This is a genomic window from Pseudomonas sp. DTU12.1 (assembly GCF_009873475.1).
Lineage (GTDB): Bacteria > Pseudomonadota > Gammaproteobacteria > Pseudomonadales > Pseudomonadaceae > Aquipseudomonas > Aquipseudomonas proteolytica.
In genome coordinates, this window is sequence record NZ_CP045254.1 from 5,042,725 (window position 1) to 5,058,577 (window position 15,853).

The following is a 15,853-nucleotide window of genomic DNA, read 5'->3' on the forward strand; positions in this document are numbered from 1 at the left end:
GGGGTCATGCGCGTCCTGATTATTGAAGACGAAGAAAAAACCGCCGACTACCTGCATCGCGGGCTGACGGAACAAGGCTACACCGTGGACGTGGCCCGCGACGGCATCGAGGGCCTGCACCTGGCCCTGGAAAGCGACTACGCGGTGATCGTGCTCGATGTGATGCTGCCCGGCCTCGACGGCTTTGGCGTGCTGCGCGCACTGCGGGCCCGCAAGCAGACGCCAGTGATCATGCTCACCGCCCGCGAGCGTGTGGAAGACCGCATTCGCGGCCTGCGCGAAGGCGCCGACGATTACCTGGGCAAGCCGTTTTCGTTCCTCGAACTGGTGGCGCGCCTGCAAGCCCTGACCCGGCGCAGCGGCGGGCATGAGCCGGTACAGGTGAGCATCGCCGACCTGTGGATCGACCTGATCAGCCGCAAGGCCAGCCGCGCCGGCCAGCGCCTGGACCTGACCGCCAAGGAGTTCTCGCTGCTCAGCGTCCTGGCCCGGCGCCAGGGCGAAATCCTGTCGAAGACGGCGATTGCGGAAATGGTCTGGGACATCAATTTCGACAGCGATGCCAATGTGGTCGAAGTGGCAATCAAGCGCCTGCGAGCCAAGCTCGACGGGCCATTTGAGCACAAGCTGCTGCACACCATCCGCGGCATGGGCTATGTGCTGGAGAACCGCAGTGTCGAGTAACTCGATTGCCCTGCGCCTGAGCGGCATGTTCACCCTGGTGGCGCTGGTGATTTTCCTGCTGATCGGTGGCGCGTTGTACCAGCAGGTGGACCGTGGCCTGGGCTTGTTGCCGGGGGCCGAGTTGGATGCGCGCTACAGTGTGCTGGAGTCGTCGATCACGCGTTTCGGCACGCCGGATCATTGGGTGAAGATGGCCAGCAAACTCAAGCTGCTGGGGGAAGAGGACACGCGCATTCGTTTCTGGGTGGTGAGCAGTGACCCGACCTATGAGTACGGCAAACCCGACGCACGTATCCGCGAATTCGCCGCCGGCCCCACGGGCAAGCGTGATTTGTACCTGCCGGGCCACGCCTATCCGTTCAAGGTGCTGGTCAGTCAGTTCCCGGCCAAGGACCAGCGCCCGCCGCTGCGCTTTATGATCGCCATCGACACCGCCAACTTCCGCGCCACCCAGCACCATCTGCTGATGGCGTTGATCAGCCTGTCGTTTGTCGGCGTGGTACTGGCTTCGCTGCTGGGCTTCTGGGTCGCGCGCATCGGTCTCAAACCGTTGATCAAGCTGTCGGATGAGGCGCAAAAACTGGCACCGCCCAAACTGTCGGGGCGCTTGCAGTTGTCGCCGTTGCCGCCGGAGCTCAAGCAGTTCGTCAACTCCTTCAACTCGACCCTGGAGCGGGTAGAAACCGCCTACTCACGCCTGGAGTCCTTCAATGCCGACGTGGCCCACGAACTGCGCTCGCCACTGACCAACCTGATCGGCCAGACCCAGGTGGCGCTGACCCGTGGCCGCTCCGCCGAGCACTACTTCGAAGTGCTGCAATCGAACCTGGAAGAGTTGGAGCGCCTGCGCTCGATCATCAATGACATGCTGTTCCTGGCCAGCGCCGACCAGGGCAGCAAGGCCACCAAACTGATTGAGTGCTCCCTGGCCGATGAGGTGGCGACGACCCTCGAGTACCTGGACTTTATCCTCGAAGACGCCCAGGTGCGGGTCACCGTGGTCGGCGATGCCCAGGTCCAGATCGAAAAGGCTCATTTGCGCCGGGCGCTGATCAACCTGCTGAACAATGCCGTGCAGCACACCTCGCCGGGGCAGGAGATCCAGGTACGGATTGAAACGCAGGAGCAGCAGGTGCTGATTGGCGTGACCAACCCAGGGGAGCTGATCGCCCGCGAACATCTGCCCCGCTTGTTCGAGCGCTTCTACCGCGTCGACGCCTCGCGCAGTAACAGCGGAGCCAATCATGGGTTGGGGCTGGCCATCGTCAAGGCGATTGCCTTGATGCATGGCGGGGATGTGTTCGTGCGCAGTGAACACGGTGGCAATACCTTTGGTATCACCCTGCCCATCTAATTTTTTTAAACCACTACACAATCAAAATGTGGGAGCGGGCTTGCCCGCTCCCACACAAGCCCATCCCCATAGGTAGATCGCCGTCTCGACTGTTGCGATTTGGGCAACAGTCATTATCTTGTTACACTCTGTACCGTACCGCTCGCCTGCGCCAATATGTCGCATCGACGAGCGAGACGGCAAAGACAGCCGACCCGCCCTGCTATTTCCCTCGACTTATTTCCAGGGCTCTACACTGGGAATCTGTCTTAAAGCCGCTGACTTCAGCGGCTTTTTTTTGCCGTAAAAAAGGCCAGGAACACCCCACAACATTGGCCGTTCAGACTCATCCAAAGGAGCTTCCCCGGTGAAACCCGCGCTGACATTCACCCCGTTATTCCTCGCGATTGCAGCAACTATCTCCCCTCTCGCCCATGCCGCAGATGCCCCTCCCGCCGACGGATTCGTCGAAGGCTCCATCCTCACTATCAACACTCGCAACTACTACATGAACCGCGACCGCCGCGACATCCACACTGACGACAGCAAAGAGTGGGGCCAGGGCTTCCTCGGGGTCTTCGAGTCTGGCTACACCCAAGGCACCGTGGGTTTTGGCCTGGACGCCCATGCCATGCTCGGCCTGAAACTGGACGGCGGCGGTGGCACCGACGGTTCCAGTATCCTGCCGTACGGCAGCGGCAACGGCAAAGCGCCGGGCTCGTTTTCTACCGGTGGCGGCACCCTGAAAATGCGCGCCTTCGACACCGAACTCAAAGCTGGCGACCTGTTCCTCAACAACCCGGTGATTGCCGGTGGCATGACGCGCATGCTGCCCGAGACCTTTCGTGGCGTCAGCCTGACCAACCACAGCCTTGACGGCTGGATGTTCGAAGGTGGCCAGGCGAGTTTCGCCAAGCTCTATAACCAGAGCGGCCACGGGCGTATCGGCACCAGCTACGGCGCGCTGCCCAAGGGCCAGGACAGCCAGCACATGAACTGGGCCGGCGTGGCCTGGAGCGGCCTGCCAGGGCTGACCAGCAACCTGTACGCCTCTGAACTCAAGGACGTGTGGAACCAGTACTACTACGACCTGGACTACACCTACGCGCTCAATGACCTGGTCAGCCTCAACCCCGGCCTGCACTTCTACCACACCCAAGACACCGGCCATGCCCTGCTGGGGGATATCGACAACAACACCTACAGCCTGCATTTCACCGTGGGCGTGGGCAATCACAGCGTCACGGCCGCGTACCAGCGGGTCAATGGCAACACGCCGTTCGACTACATCGCCCAGGGCGACAGCGTGTACCTGGACAACTCCCAGCAATACTCGGACTTCAACGGGCCCAACGAGCGCTCGTGGAAGCTCAAGTACGCCTACGACTTCGCAGGCCTTGGCGTGCCCGGCCTGACCTCGGCGGTGTCGTACATCAGCGGCAAGACCGACCTGACCAAGGTCGACCCCAACAGCCGCGGCTACTCGGCCTGGTACAGCGCCGACGGCAAGAATGCCAAGCACTGGGAACGGGATATCGACCTCAAGTACGTGGTACAGGGCGGCAAGGCCAAGGACTTGGCGGTGCGCCTGCAATGGGCGACCAACCGTGGCAGCAATGGCTACTCGGCGGTGGACCGTGACGTGGATGAGTACCGGGTAATCGTCGACTACCCGATCAATGTGTTCTGACGGCGAATTATCTTTTTCGCCGATTGCTTAATTTCAGGCGCGCGGAATTAAACTGCCATCATCGTCACCGCCGAAGTCAGTCCGATGAGTCAACGCCGCGCCCTTAAACTGCCTGCACGCCCGGAGCTTTTGCTGATTCTGGGCAGTGGCCTCACCGTTGTGCTGATTCTGATCATCGTCGCCGTGCTGCTGATCCGCGAGCACGCCAGCACGTTACAGACCGCCCAGCGCTCCACCAGCAATATCACCCAGTTGATCAATGCCGATGTGCTGCGCAACGTCGAGCTGTATGACTTGGCGCTGCAAGGGCTGATTGCTGCTGCAGGTCGGGATTTGTCCGGACTGCCGGGCGATGTGCGGCACCAACTGCAATTCGACCAATCCACCGCAGCGCCCTACAAAGGCGAAGTCCTGCTGTTGGACGCACAGGGCACGGTGCTGGCCGACTCGTCGACGCAGACCCCCACCCTGCGCAACTTCGCCGACCGCGACTACTTCCAAATCCATCAGCAAAACCCCGAGACCGGCCTGTTTATCAGCCGCCCGTTCAAGATCCACTGTGACTGCGAGCAAATCTGGCGCATCGCTTTCAGCCGCCGCGTGACCGGGCCCAATGGCGAATTTACCGGGGTAGCGGTGGCGACCATGCGCCTGGCGTATTTCGATCAGTTGTTCAGCAGCCTGACCATTGGTAGCGGCAACACCATCAACCTGCTGAACAACCAGGGCATCCTGCTGGCCCAGCAGCCCCTGCTCGAACGGGACATGATCGACAAGGACCTGAGTTCGCGCCCCAACTTCAAGCGCATGCTGCAAGAGGGCAGCGGCAGCTTCCGGGCGATCTCTGCGATCAGTGGTACCCCCCGGCTCTACACCTTCACCAATGTCGGCCAGTTGCCATTGATCGTGGTGGTGGCCTTGGCCAGCGACGATGTATTCGCCGCCTGGCAACGCGCCGCATGGCTGACGGCAGGCGCCACCGGGGTGTTGTGTGTGGGCCTGTTATGGTTGAGCTGGATGTTGCGCCTGGAACTACGGCGGCGTTACCGCGCCGAGAAGGTGCTGTCAGAACTGGCAGCCACCGACGGCCTGACCGGCCTGGCCAACCGCCGTATCCTCGACCAGCGCCTGACCCTGGAGTGGGACCGCGCCCGCCGCTCCGCCGAGCCCTTGGCGCTGCTGATGATCGACGTCGACCACTTCAAGGCCTTCAACGACCGCCATGGTCACCTGGGCGGCGACGAAGCGCTGCGCAGCGTGGCACAGGTGATCGGCAGCCAGATCCGCCGCCCGGCCGACCTGGCGGCACGTTATGGCGGCGAAGAGTTTGCGGTGATCCTGCCCAATACCGATGCCAGCGGTGCCCGGGCGATTGCTGAGCGTATCCGCCAGGGGATCCAGCACTTGCCGCCGGTTGCGGGTGATAGTCAGCCAGTTACGGTGAGTATCGGCTTGAGCACCTGGGACAAACGCAGCAGCGCGTCATTGGAGCAGTTGCTGCTCAGTGCTGACCGGGCGTTGTATGAGGCGAAAAATAGCGGGCGCAACCGCGTGGTCGATGCGGCCACACTGCTGGCGCCTTGAATGTAGGAGCCGACTTGCCGGCTCCTGCAGGGGGATGTTTGCCAATAAAAAAAGGCCACCCGAAGGCAGCCTTTAAAAACTAAAGAAAGAGAGTTGTTACTTACACCGCCGCAACGGGACGCATGTAAGAGATCGGTGCGGTGCTGGCATCTTCGAAGGTCACGACTTCCCAAGCATCTTTCTGCTCAATCAATTTGCGCAGGAGCTGGTTGTTCAGTGCATGGCCCGACTTGAAGCCTTTGAACTCGCCTATCAGGCTATTGCCCAGCAGGTAGAGGTCACCAATTGCATCGAGGATCTTGTGCTTCACGAACTCGTCTTCATAGCGAAGGCCGTCTTCGTTCAGTACACCATCCGCGTCGACCACGATGGCGTTTTCCACGCTGCCGCCGAGTGCGAGGTTGTGCTTGCGCAGGTACTCGATGTCACTCATGAAACCAAAGGTACGGGCGCGGCTGACTTCTTTTACGAACGAAGTGCTGGAAAAATCCACGCTTGCACTTTGGGTGCGGTCACGGAATACCGGGTGATCGAAATCGATCTCAAAGCTCACTTTAAAGCCTTCGAACGGGACGAAGGTGGCGCGCTTGTCGCCGTCTTCTACTGTCACTTCCCGCAGAATGCGAATGAACTTCTTGGCTGCGTCCTGTTCTTCCAGGCCGGCAGATTGAATCAGGAATACGAAAGGTCCAGCGCTACCATCCATGATCGGGACTTCAGACGCGGAGAGCTCGACGTAGGCGTTATCGATGCCCAGGCCAGCCATGGCCGAGAGCAAGTGCTCCACCGTGTCCACTTTGACGTCACCGTTGACCAATGTGGTCGACATGGTGGTTTCGCCAACGTTTTCCGCGCGAGCAGGAATCTGCACCACAGGGTCCAGGTCGGCACGAACAAACACGATGCCGGTGTCGACAGGTGCGGGCTTGAGGGTCAGGTATACCTTCTCCCCGGAGTGCAGACCTACACCTGTGGCACGGATAATATTCTTCAGGGTGCGTTGTTTAATCATGGCTTGGACCGCTTCAGCGCAAATTGCGAACTGGTATCAACAAAGGCTGGCGATAATAACAGACCAGACCTTTGCTGAACACCAATCACCTTCATAGCCCTGATACATTCCATCAATCGGCCTGACGACGCAGGAAAGCCGGGATGTCCAGGTAATCCAGATCATCTTGCGGATTCGGGCTACGGGACGCAGCAGCACCGGCCTGAGCCTGGTTGCGCATCACGGTCGGACGATCCAGGTCACGGTAGTTCACCGACGGCATTTCCGGGCGCACAGGCGCTGGAGCGGCAGTCGAAGACGCCTGGCTGGTATGAACGGTATTGTCGATGACCTTCACAGGCTTCTCGATTTTAGCGCCCAGGCCAGTGGCAACCACGGTCACATGCAGTTCGTCGCGCATGTCCGGATCGATAACGGTACCGACCTTGACCATCGCGTGCTCGGAAGCGAAGGCTTCGATGATGCTACCCACGTCGGAGTACTCACCCAGGGACAGGTCAGGACCGGCGGTGATGTTCACCAGGATGCCGCGTGCACCTTGCAGGTTCACGTCTTCGAGCAACGGGTTGCGGATGGCCGCTTCGGTCGCTTCACGTGCACGGTTAGGACCGCTGGCGCAGCCAGTGCCCATCATCGCCATGCCCATTTCGCTCATGACAGTGCGTACGTCGGCGAAGTCGACGTTGATCATGCCCGGGCGCTTGATGATGTCGGAGATACCGCGAACGGCACCGGCCAGTACGTCATCAGCCTTGGCGAAAGCCGACAGCAGGCTTGCGTCTTTACCGAGGATGGTCAGCAGTTTCTCGTTGGGGATGGTGATCAACGAGTCAACGCTTTCAGACAGCAGACGGATACCTTCGTCGGCGATCTGCATGCGCTTGCGGCCTTCGAACGGGAACGGACGGGTCACGACAGCAACCGTCAGGATCCCCATTTCCTTGGCCACTTCGGCAATGATCGGCGCTGCACCGGTACCGGTACCGCCGCCCATGCCAGTGGTGATGAACACCATGTTGGTGCCTTGCAGCACTTCGGCAATACGCTCGCGGTCTTCCAGGGCGGCTTGACGGCCGACTTCCGGATTGGCGCCAGCGCCCAGGCCCTTGGTCACCGCAGTGCCCAATTGCAGGATGGTCCGCGCGCCAATGCTCTTGAGCGCCTGGGCATCAGTGTTGGCGCAGATGAATTCAACGCCTTCAATGTTGCTCTTGACCATATGGTTGACAGCGTTGCCGCCGCCACCGCCGACACCGATTACTTTGATAACCGGGCTTGCGGGGATGTTGTCTACGAGTTCGAACATTTTCCCTCTCCTTTCATTTCTCTAGTTTTTTCGCCTACTACTTGAAACGGTGTTGCGGTAAATCTTTAGAAATTGCCCTTCACCCAGGCTTGCAGGCGCTCCAGTAACGGCGCTTTAGGCTCGTCACTGCTGTAGCTTTCGCGGCTGCCAATGCCCGACAGGGAAATGCCGTCGGTCTGCTTTTGCAGGCCGTACAACAGCAAGCCCACACCGGTGGAATAAATCGGGTTGCGCACCACGTCGCCCAGGCCCTTGACGCCATGGGGCACGCCCAGGCGGACCGGCATGTGGAAGATTTCCTCGGCCAGTTCGACCGCGCCTTCCATCTTCGAGGTGCCACCGGTCAGCACGATGCCGGCCGGGATCAAATCTTCGTAGCCACTGCGGCGCAGTTCAGCCTGGATCAGGGTGAACAGTTCGTCGTAGCGCGGCTCGACCACTTCGGCCAGGGCCTGGCGCGACAGTTCGCGCGGTGGACGATCGCCCACGCTTGGCACCTTGATGGTTTCACCGGCACCGGCCAGCTTGGCCAGGGCGCAGGCGTAGCGGATCTTGATTTCTTCGGCGTACTGGGTCGGTGTACGCAACGCCATGGCGATGTCGTTGGTCACCTGGTCGCCGGCAATCGGGATCACTGCGGTGTGACGGATCGCACCCTCGGTGAAGATTGCGATGTCGGTGGTGCCGCCGCCGATGTCCACCAGGCACACGCCCAGTTCTTTTTCGTCGTCGGTCAGTACCGAGTAGGCCGAGGCCAGTTGCTCAAGAATGATGTCGTCGATTTCCAGGCCGCAGCGGCGCACGCATTTTTCGATGTTCTGTGCGGCATTCACCGCGCAGGTCACTACGTGGACCTTGGCTTCCAGACGTACGCCCGACATGCCCAGGGGCTCACGTACGCCTTCCTGGTTATCGATCACGTAGTCCTGCGGCAGGGTGTGCAACACGCGCTGGTCAGCCGGGATCGCCACGGCCTGGGCGGCGTCAAGGACGCGCTCAAGGTCGGCGGAGCTGACTTCACGGTCGCGGATCGCCACGATGCCGTGGGAGTTCAGGCTGCGGATGTGATTGCCCGCCACGCCGACGAACGCCGAGTGAATCCGGCAGCCGGCCATCAGTTGCGCTTCTTCGATGGCGCGCTGGATCGATTGCACGGTGGATTCGATATTGACCACCACGCCCTTCTTCAGGCCCCGGGACGGATGCGTGCCGATTCCGACGATTTCCAGCGTGCCGTCGTCCGCGACCTCGCCTACCAGCGCCACCACCTTGGAGGTGCCGATATCGAGACCGACGATCATTTTGCCGCTTTGCACGTTTGCCATGGGTCCTGCCTCTTCTTAATTCTTCGCGACAGCGGGTTGCGCTGCCGTGGGCGCAGCCGGTTCGCGCCAGCTAACGGCCAGGCCGTTGGCATAACGCAGGTCGATGCTCGCAATGTTCGTAATCTGTTCTTTCAGGGTTTTGTCGTAGATGGCGATAAAGCGGCGCATCTTCTCCACCAAGTGGTCGCGTCCCAGCAACAACTCGATGCCCGGGCCGGAACTGCCTGCCCCGGTGGTCAGGAACCAACTGCCCCGCTCGCGCAATTCCAGGCGCGCAATGGAGAAGCCCAGTGGCCGCAGCATCTGGCTCAAGGCCTGGTACTGCTGCATCACTTGCTGCTGTGCCCGTTGCGGTCCGAACAACTGCGGCAAATGCTCGTAGTTGGCCAACTCGCGCGGGTTGAATGCCTGGCCCTGGTTGTTCAACAGCGCCTCGTCGCCCCAACGGGCCACGGGCAGTTGTTCTTCCAGGCGGATCGTCACTTGATCCGGCCACACGCGCCGTACTTCGGCGTGGGCAATCCACGGCATCTGTTCCAGTTCGGCACGCATGCCTGCCAGGTCGATGGTGAAGAAGCTCGCGGCCACGAAAGGCGCGATCCGCTGCTGCACCGCTTGCTGGCTGATGTAGCTCAAGTCGCCCTGCACGCTGATCTTGGTGATCGGGCGGTCGGCATACGGCAACAGCCGCTGCGCACCTTCATAGGTACCAAAGCCCAGCGCTACCAGCAGCACCGGCCAGAACAAGGCCTTGAGAAAACCAAAGTTGGCTTTCGGCAGGCGCGCCGACATCGGCTCTTTAGCCACCATTCGACTGGCACCACGCGGCACCGGCTTGCGGCCGGGAGCGGGTTGCTGATGACGAAGCGATGCGCCTTGCATGGTCTTAACCTCGTGCCTCTGTATAGCTAGCCGCCAGAATTGCCAGCACCAACTGCTGGAAGTCCAGGCCGGCTGCCCGTGCAGCCATGGGTACCAGGCTATGGTCGGTCATGCCCGGTGCAGTGTTGACTTCCAGGAACCAGAAATTCCCTTGGTCATCCTGCATCACGTCTGCCCGCGCCCAACCAGCGATACCCAACGCCTCACAGGCTTTCGCCGTGAGGTCCATCAATTCCTGCTCTTTGGTTGCATCGAGGCCGCATGGGATCCGGTACTGGGTATCGGAAGCCACATACTTGGCGTCGTAGTCGTAAAAGGTGTGGGGCGTGCCCAATGCGATGGGCGGCAATACCTGGTCACGCAGGGTGGCGATGGTGTACTCGGGACCCTGGATCCACTGTTCCACCAACACTTGCGAATCGTAGGTACTTGCCGCTTTCCATGCGTCGATCAATTCGGCGGCCGAGTTCACTTTAGCCATGCCGATACTGGAGCCTTCATGGGCTGGTTTGACGATCAAAGGCAGGCCCAGTTCCTTGGCTGCAGAAATACAATCGTCTTCGCTGCACAGCACACTGTGACGCGGTGTCGGAATGCCCAGGCTGTGCCACACCTGCTTGGTGCGCAACTTGTCCATGGCCAGTGCCGAAGCGAGGATGCCGCTGCCGGTGTAAGGAATACCGGCGCACTCCAGCAGGCCCTGCATGCTGCCGTCTTCACCGCCACGGCCGTGCAGGATGATGAAGGCGCGGTCGATCTTCTCGGCCTGCAGGCGGGCGAGGAAGTCATCGCCCACGTCGATGCCGAAGGCGTTCACACCCGCGCTTTGCAGCGCTTGGAGCACGGCGTTGCCAGACTTGAGCGACACTTCGCGCTCAGCGCTCTTGCCGCCGAACAGCACGGCCACGCGGCCGAAGTCGGCAGGCGCGATGGTGGAAAACAGAGAGCCGTAGTTCGTGTTCATTTCGACTTCCCCTGCACAGCAGCGGCCGCAAACAGCGGGCTCGCCAGCAATTTAGGGGCAAGGCCGCCGATATCACCGGCACCCTGGCACAGCAGGATGTCGCCGGCACGCAGCAGCGGCTTGACGATCGGCGCGAGGTCGACGCCACGCTCGATATAGATCGGGTCCAGTTGCCCGCGCTGGCGGATGCTGTTGCACAGCTTGCGGCTGTCGGCACCGGGGATCGGTTCTTCACCGGCCGGGTAGACTTCCATCAGCAGCAACACGTTGGCATCGGCCAATACATTGACGAAATCGTCGTACAGGTCGCGAGTGCGGCTGTAGCGGTGCGGCTGGTAGACCATCACCAGGCGGCGCTCCGGCCAACCACCGCGCACGGCCTTGATCACGGCGGCAACTTCGGTCGGGTGGTGACCGTAGTCGTCCACCAGCATCACGTCGCCGCCGTCTACCGGCAACTGGCCGTAGACCTGGAAGCGCCGGCCCACGCCAGCGAAGCCCGACAGGCCTTCGACGATGGCTCCATCGCTGACACCCTCATCGGTGGCGATGCAGATGGTCGCCAGGGAATTGAGCACATTGTGGTTGCCCGGCATGTTCACCGACACATCCAGTGGTTCGCGATCCGGGCGCAGCACGGTGAAGAAGGTCTGCATGCCTTGCTGACGTACATTGATCGCACGCACGTCGGCGTCTTCGCTGAAGCCGTAGGTCACGGTCGGACGCTTGACCAGCGGCAGGATTTCCCGCACCACCGGATCGTCCAGGCACACCACGGCCAGGCCGTAGAACGGCAGGTTGTGCAGGAATTCGACGAAGGTTTTCTTCAGTTTGTTGAAGTCACCGTCGTAGGTCGCCATGTGGTCAGCGTCGATGTTGGTGACCACGGCCACCAGCGGTTGCAGATGCAGGAAGCTGGCGTCGCTTTCATCGGCTTCGGCGATCAGATAGCGGCTGGTACCCAGTTGTGCATTGGTACCTGCTGCATTCAGCCGGCCACCGATCACGAAGGTCGGGTCCAGGCCGCCGGCAGCGAACACCGAGGCGATCAGGCTGGTCGTGGTGGTCTTGCCGTGGGTACCGGCGACGGCGATGCCGTGGCGGTAGCGCATCAGCTCAGCCAGCATCTCGGCGCGGGGCACCACGGGAATACGGCGCTCAAGGGCGGTGGCCACTTCCGGGTTGGAGGTGTTCACGGCACTGGAAACCACCAGTACATCGGCTTGCGCGGCGTTCTCGGCGCGGTGGCCGATAAAGATCTGCGCGCCGAACGACTCCAGGCGCTCAGTGACCGGCGAGGTCTTGAGGTCGGAACCGGAAACCTGGTAACCCAGGTTCAGCAACACCTCGGCGATCCCGCACATGCCCACGCCGCCGATACCGACGAAGTGGATGCGACGGATGCGGCGCATTTCCGGTTGCGGCATGGCTTTTTGATTCTCAACCATGGGCCACCTCCAGGCAGATATCGACCACGCTGCGGGTGGCGTCGGGTTTGGCCAGGCGGCTTGCGGTGCTCGCCATGCTGTTCAGTCGTTCGGGTTGCATCAAAACCTCAGTCAGGCGTGCGGCCAGATCGGCGGCGCCAGTCGTTCTTTGCGGCAGCAGGAAGGCAGCGCCCTCCCCGGCCAAATATTCGGCGTTGCGGGTCTGGTGGTCGTCAATCGCATGGGGCAAAGGCACCAGCAAGGACGGCAGACCGGCAGCAGCCAGTTCACTGACGGTCAACGCACCTGCGCGACAGACCACCAGGTCGGCCCAGCCATAGGCATGGGCCATGTCTTTGATAAAGGGCTCTACCGTCGCCTCGACACCGGCCTCGCGATAGCGGGCGGCAGTCACTTCATCGTGGTTCTTGCCCGCCTGGTGGAAGATCTCGGGACGCAGTTCCACAGGCAGTTGCGCCAGCGCTTCTGGCAGCAATTTGTTCAACGGCTCGGCGCCCAGGCTTCCGCCCAGGATCAGCAGATGCGCCTTGCGCCCGGCCAGGGTTTGGCGGGCAATGTCCATGAACAATTCGGTACGCACCGGATTGCCGGTGGTACGCCGCTTGTCCATGGCCGCAAACGTATTCGGGAACGCCTCGCAGACCCGCGCCGCCAATGGCGCCAACAGACGGTTGGCAGTACCGGCCACGGCATTCTGTTCGTGGACGATCACCGGCACACCCGCCAACCGCGCGGCCACACCGCCGGGACCGGTGACGTAGCCACCAAAACCCAGCACGCATACCGGCTTCAACTCACGAATGACCTTGCGCGCCTGCCACACCGCCTTGAGCAATACGAACGGCGCCTTGAGCAGGGACAATTTGCTCTTGCCGCGCAGGCCGCTGACGTTGATCAGGTGCAGGCGCAAACCGGCAGCCGGGACCAGTTCATTTTCAATGCCACGGGGCGTACCCAGCCAATGCACGGTGTAGCCACGGGCCTGGAACTCACGGGCACAGGCCAGCGCCGGGAACACGTGGCCGCCGGTGCCGCCGGCCATGATCAGCACGTTAGCGCCCATGGGTCGGCTCCTCGGCGAAATCGCTCTCGCTGAATTCCATCTCTTCGCTACCCAGATGGGTTCGACTCTCCCATTCGATACGCAGCAACAAGCCCAGACAGGCACAGCAGATCACCAGCGAGCTGCCGCCGTAGCTGAGGAACGGCAAGGTCAGGCCCTTGGTCGGCAGCAGGCCGACGTTCACGCCGATGTTGATCAGGAACTGGCCGATCCACAGGAAGGCCAGGCCGTACGCGACATAGGCCGCAAAGAATTGCTTGGCTTTCTCGGCCCACAGGCCGATGTACATGGCCCGCACGCAGACGAACACGAACAGCCCGACAGTGGCCAGGGAACCGACCACGCCCAACTCTTCGGCGAGCACCGAGAACACGAAGTCGGTATGCGCTTCCGGCAGGTAGAACTGCTTCTGCACGCTGTTGCCCAGGCCCACGCCCAGCCACTCGCCGCGACCGAAGGCGATCAGCGCCTGGGTCAACTGGTAGCCGGAACCGAACTGGTCGGACCACGGGTCGGTAAAGGTGATCAGTCGCGCCATCCGGTAGGGTTGCGCCTGCACCAGGATCGTCACAGCGGCCACCGCCAGCCCGACCATCAGGGCAAAGCGGAACAGGCCCACACCGCCGAGGAACAGCATCGCCGCAGCGGCGCCCATCATCACCACGGTGGCGCCGAAGTCCGGCTCCATCAACAGCAGGCCAGCCATGGGCAGCAGCACGATGAACGGCTTGAAGAAGCCCATCCAGCTTTCGCGCACTTCTTTCTGTCGGCGCACCAGGTAACCGGCCAGGTAAATCACCACGAAGACCTTGGCGATTTCCGAAGGCTGCACGTTGAACGCGCCGAAGCCGATCCAGCGCATCGACCCGTTCACTTCGCGGCCGATACCGGGGACGATCACCATCACCAGCAAGCCGAAGGCACCGATCAGCATCAGCCAACCCAGGCGCTGCCAGGTGGCGATAGGGATCATCATGGTGACGATGCAGGCACCGAGACCAATCACCAGGTAAATCAGGTGGCGAATCATGTGGTAAAGGGTGTTGCCCGACTGTACCGCAGCCACTTCCGAGGAGGCCGAGGTGATCATCACCAGGCCCAGGCCCAGCAGCGCCAGGCAACCGGCGAGCATCGGGAAGTCGAGGTCGATCCCGCGCCCGGTAATGATCGGCGACGGGTACGGCTTGATGATGTTCTTCAGGTCCAGACTCATGCCAAGCCCTCCACGGCGCGGGCGAACAACTGGCCGCGCTCTTCGTAGTTCTTGAACATGTCGAAACTGGCGCACGCCGGCGACAGCAGCACCGCATCGCCGGTCTGGGCCAGGGCACGGCATTGGGCGATGGCGTCGTCCAGGGAGGCGGCACGCACTTGTGGCACAGCGTCGCCCAGGGCGGCGGCGATCAAGTCGCTGTCACGGCCCATCAACACCACCGCGCGGCAATGGGTAGCCACCGGGCCCTTGAGGTCCTTGAAGTCGGCGCCCTTGCCATCGCCACCGGCGATCAGCACCAGCTTGCCTTCGATGTCCGCGCCCAGGCCTTCAATGGCGGCCAATGCCGCACCGACGTTGGTGGCCTTGGAATCGTTGTAGTAGCTCACGCCATCCAGGTCGCGCACCCACTGGCAGCGGTGCTCAAGGCCGGCAAAGGTGCGCAGGCTCGACAGCATCGCGTCGAACGGCAGGCCAACCGCGTGCCCCAACGCCAAGGCCGCCAGGGCATTGGACTGGTTATGGGCGCCACGGATCTTCAGTTCACGCACCGGCATCAGGTTCTGGAATTCGAAGGCCAGGTATTTCTCGCCATTCTCTTCACGGATACCAAAGGCCTTGAAATCGGGTTTGCTCAAGCCAAACGTCCAGCATGGCAGGCCTTCGCTCATCAACGGACGGCTCAGGGCATCCTGGCGATTGACCACCACTTGCCGCGCACCCCGGAAGATCCGGTGCTTGGCCAGGTGGTAAGCCGGCAGGCCGCTGTAGCGGTCCATATGGTCTTCGCTGACGTTCAACACGGTGGCCACTTCGGCGCCGAGTTGATCGGTGGTCTCCAGTTGGAAGCTCGACAGCTCCATCACGTACAGTTCGATATCGTCACTGAGCAGGTCCAGCGCCGGCGTACCGAGGTTGCCGCCCACGGCCACGCGCTTGCCGGCCGCAGCCGCCATTTCGCCAACCAGGGTGGTGACGGTGCTCTTGGCGTTGGAGCCGCTGATCGCCACGATCGGCGCCTTGGCGTTACGCGCAAACAGCTCGATATCGCCAGACAATTTCACCCCACGCGCCGCGGCCGCTTGCAGCGCCGGGGTCGCCAGGGCCAGGCCGGGGCTCACGTAGAGTTCGTCGGCACGGCACAGAAACTCGACATCCAACTCGCCACAACGCACTTCCACGTGCGGGTAGTCACGGCGCAGCGTGACCAGCTCCGGTGGATTTTCCCGCGTATCGGCCACGGCAAACGACGTGCCCCGGTTCGCCAGGAAGCGAACCAGGGACATGCCGCTCTTGCCGAGGCCGACAACGATGCGGAAGTGGTCTGAAGCGATCAGGGACACTCGTTT

General features: G+C 61.8%; 13 protein-coding genes. 4 read left to right on the forward strand and 9 right to left on the reverse strand.

What is annotated here, in order from left to right:
* Window positions 1-6: 6 nt before the first annotated feature.
* The 4 genes from GDV60_RS22260 to GDV60_RS22275 all read left to right on the forward strand — a co-directional run bounded on the left by GDV60_RS22260 (window position 7) and on the right by GDV60_RS22275 (window position 5,291).
* Window positions 7-684 carry a heavy metal response regulator transcription factor gene (locus tag GDV60_RS22260; protein WP_029297848.1) on the forward strand — a complete coding sequence of 226 codons (678 nt, stop codon included), beginning with the start codon at window positions 7-9 and terminating at the stop codon, window positions 682-684.
* The gene (locus GDV60_RS22265) at window positions 674-2,038 is read left to right on the forward strand and encodes a heavy metal sensor histidine kinase (RefSeq protein ID WP_092238202.1); all 1,365 of its coding nucleotides are present in this window, start codon (window positions 674-676) and stop codon (window positions 2,036-2,038) included. The genes GDV60_RS22260 and GDV60_RS22265 overlap by 11 nt, the downstream gene beginning before the upstream one ends.
* 346 nt (window positions 2,039-2,384) lie before the next feature.
* Complete coding sequence (locus tag GDV60_RS22270; protein WP_159908786.1) at window positions 2,385-3,707, forward strand: OprD family porin; 1,323 nt, start codon at window positions 2,385-2,387, stop codon at window positions 3,705-3,707.
* Window positions 3,708-3,791: 84 nt separating this feature from the next.
* The gene (locus tag GDV60_RS22275; RefSeq protein WP_159908787.1) at window positions 3,792-5,291 is read left to right on the forward strand and encodes a sensor domain-containing diguanylate cyclase; all 1,500 of its coding nucleotides are present in this window, start codon (window positions 3,792-3,794) and stop codon (window positions 5,289-5,291) included.
* 100 nt (window positions 5,292-5,391) lie between these two features.
* Here the strand turns inward: GDV60_RS22275 and lpxC are convergent, their stop codons facing one another.
* The 9 genes from lpxC to murD form a co-directional block, all read right to left on the reverse strand.
* Entirely contained in the window at window positions 5,392-6,303 is a 912-nt protein-coding gene (gene lpxC / locus GDV60_RS22280; RefSeq protein WP_029297841.1) for a UDP-3-O-acyl-N-acetylglucosamine deacetylase, read from the reverse strand.
* A gap of 112 nt (window positions 6,304-6,415) precedes the next feature.
* Window positions 6,416-7,609 (reverse strand): cell division protein FtsZ, encoded by a 1,194-nt coding sequence (ftsZ, locus tag GDV60_RS22285; protein ID WP_029297839.1) that lies wholly within the window; start codon window positions 7,607-7,609, stop codon window positions 6,416-6,418.
* Window positions 7,610-7,674: 65 nt separating this feature from the next.
* A complete protein-coding gene (gene ftsA, locus GDV60_RS22290; RefSeq protein ID WP_029297837.1) occupies window positions 7,675-8,934 on the reverse strand; it encodes a cell division protein FtsA in 1,260 nt (419 codons plus the stop codon).
* A 15-nt stretch (window positions 8,935-8,949) separates the two neighbouring features.
* Entirely contained in the window at window positions 8,950-9,816 is an 867-nt protein-coding gene (locus GDV60_RS22295) for a cell division protein FtsQ/DivIB (protein WP_029297835.1), read from the reverse strand.
* A gap of 4 nt (window positions 9,817-9,820) precedes the next feature.
* On the reverse strand, window positions 9,821-10,780 hold the full coding sequence (locus GDV60_RS22300) for a D-alanine--D-alanine ligase (RefSeq protein WP_159908788.1): 960 nt from the start codon (window positions 10,778-10,780) through the stop codon (window positions 9,821-9,823).
* Complete coding sequence (gene murC, locus GDV60_RS22305; protein ID WP_159908789.1) at window positions 10,777-12,228, reverse strand: UDP-N-acetylmuramate--L-alanine ligase; 1,452 nt, start codon at window positions 12,226-12,228, stop codon at window positions 10,777-10,779. Before murC ends, GDV60_RS22300 begins: the two co-directional genes overlap by 4 nt.
* Window positions 12,221-13,291, reverse strand: coding sequence for an undecaprenyldiphospho-muramoylpentapeptide beta-N-acetylglucosaminyltransferase (gene murG, locus GDV60_RS22310; RefSeq protein ID WP_092238209.1), 1,071 nt, complete (start codon window positions 13,289-13,291; stop codon window positions 12,221-12,223). Before murG ends, murC begins: the two co-directional genes overlap by 8 nt.
* Window positions 13,281-14,504 carry a putative lipid II flippase FtsW gene (gene ftsW / locus GDV60_RS22315; protein WP_029297828.1) on the reverse strand — a complete coding sequence of 408 codons (1,224 nt, stop codon included), beginning with the start codon at window positions 14,502-14,504 and terminating at the stop codon, window positions 13,281-13,283. Before ftsW ends, murG begins: the two co-directional genes overlap by 11 nt.
* Window positions 14,501-15,847, reverse strand: a complete 1,347-nt coding sequence (gene murD, locus GDV60_RS22320) for a UDP-N-acetylmuramoyl-L-alanine--D-glutamate ligase (protein WP_159908790.1) — start codon at window positions 15,845-15,847, stop codon at window positions 14,501-14,503. The genes ftsW and murD overlap by 4 nt, the downstream gene beginning before the upstream one ends.
* Window positions 15,848-15,853: the final 6 nt, after the last annotated feature.

What these genes read in the sequence shown, in the direction of transcription:
- GDV60_RS22260 (WP_029297848.1), top strand. Translation starts at nt 7, where the DNA reads ATGCGCGTCCTGATTATTGAAGACGAAGAAAAAACCGCCGACTACCTG.
- murG (WP_092238209.1), bottom strand. Translation starts at nt 13,291, where the DNA reads ATGGGCGCTAACGTGCTGATCATGGCCGGCGGCACCGGCGGCCACGTG.
- murC (WP_159908789.1), bottom strand. Translation starts at nt 12,228, where the DNA reads ATGGTTGAGAATCAAAAAGCCATGCCGCAACCGGAAATGCGCCGCATC.
- GDV60_RS22300 (WP_159908788.1), bottom strand. Translation starts at nt 10,780, where the DNA reads ATGAACACGAACTACGGCTCTCTGTTTTCCACCATCGCGCCTGCCGAC.
- ftsA (WP_029297837.1), bottom strand. Translation starts at nt 8,934, where the DNA reads ATGGCAAACGTGCAAAGCGGCAAAATGATCGTCGGTCTCGATATCGGC.
- GDV60_RS22275 (WP_159908787.1), top strand. Translation starts at nt 3,792, where the DNA reads ATGAGTCAACGCCGCGCCCTTAAACTGCCTGCACGCCCGGAGCTTTTG.
- ftsW (WP_029297828.1), bottom strand. Translation starts at nt 14,504, where the DNA reads ATGAGTCTGGACCTGAAGAACATCATCAAGCCGTACCCGTCGCCGATC.
- lpxC (WP_029297841.1), bottom strand. Translation starts at nt 6,303, where the DNA reads ATGATTAAACAACGCACCCTGAAGAATATTATCCGTGCCACAGGTGTA.
- ftsZ (WP_029297839.1), bottom strand. Translation starts at nt 7,609, where the DNA reads ATGTTCGAACTCGTAGACAACATCCCCGCAAGCCCGGTTATCAAAGTA.
- GDV60_RS22295 (WP_029297835.1), bottom strand. Translation starts at nt 9,816, where the DNA reads ATGCAAGGCGCATCGCTTCGTCATCAGCAACCCGCTCCCGGCCGCAAG.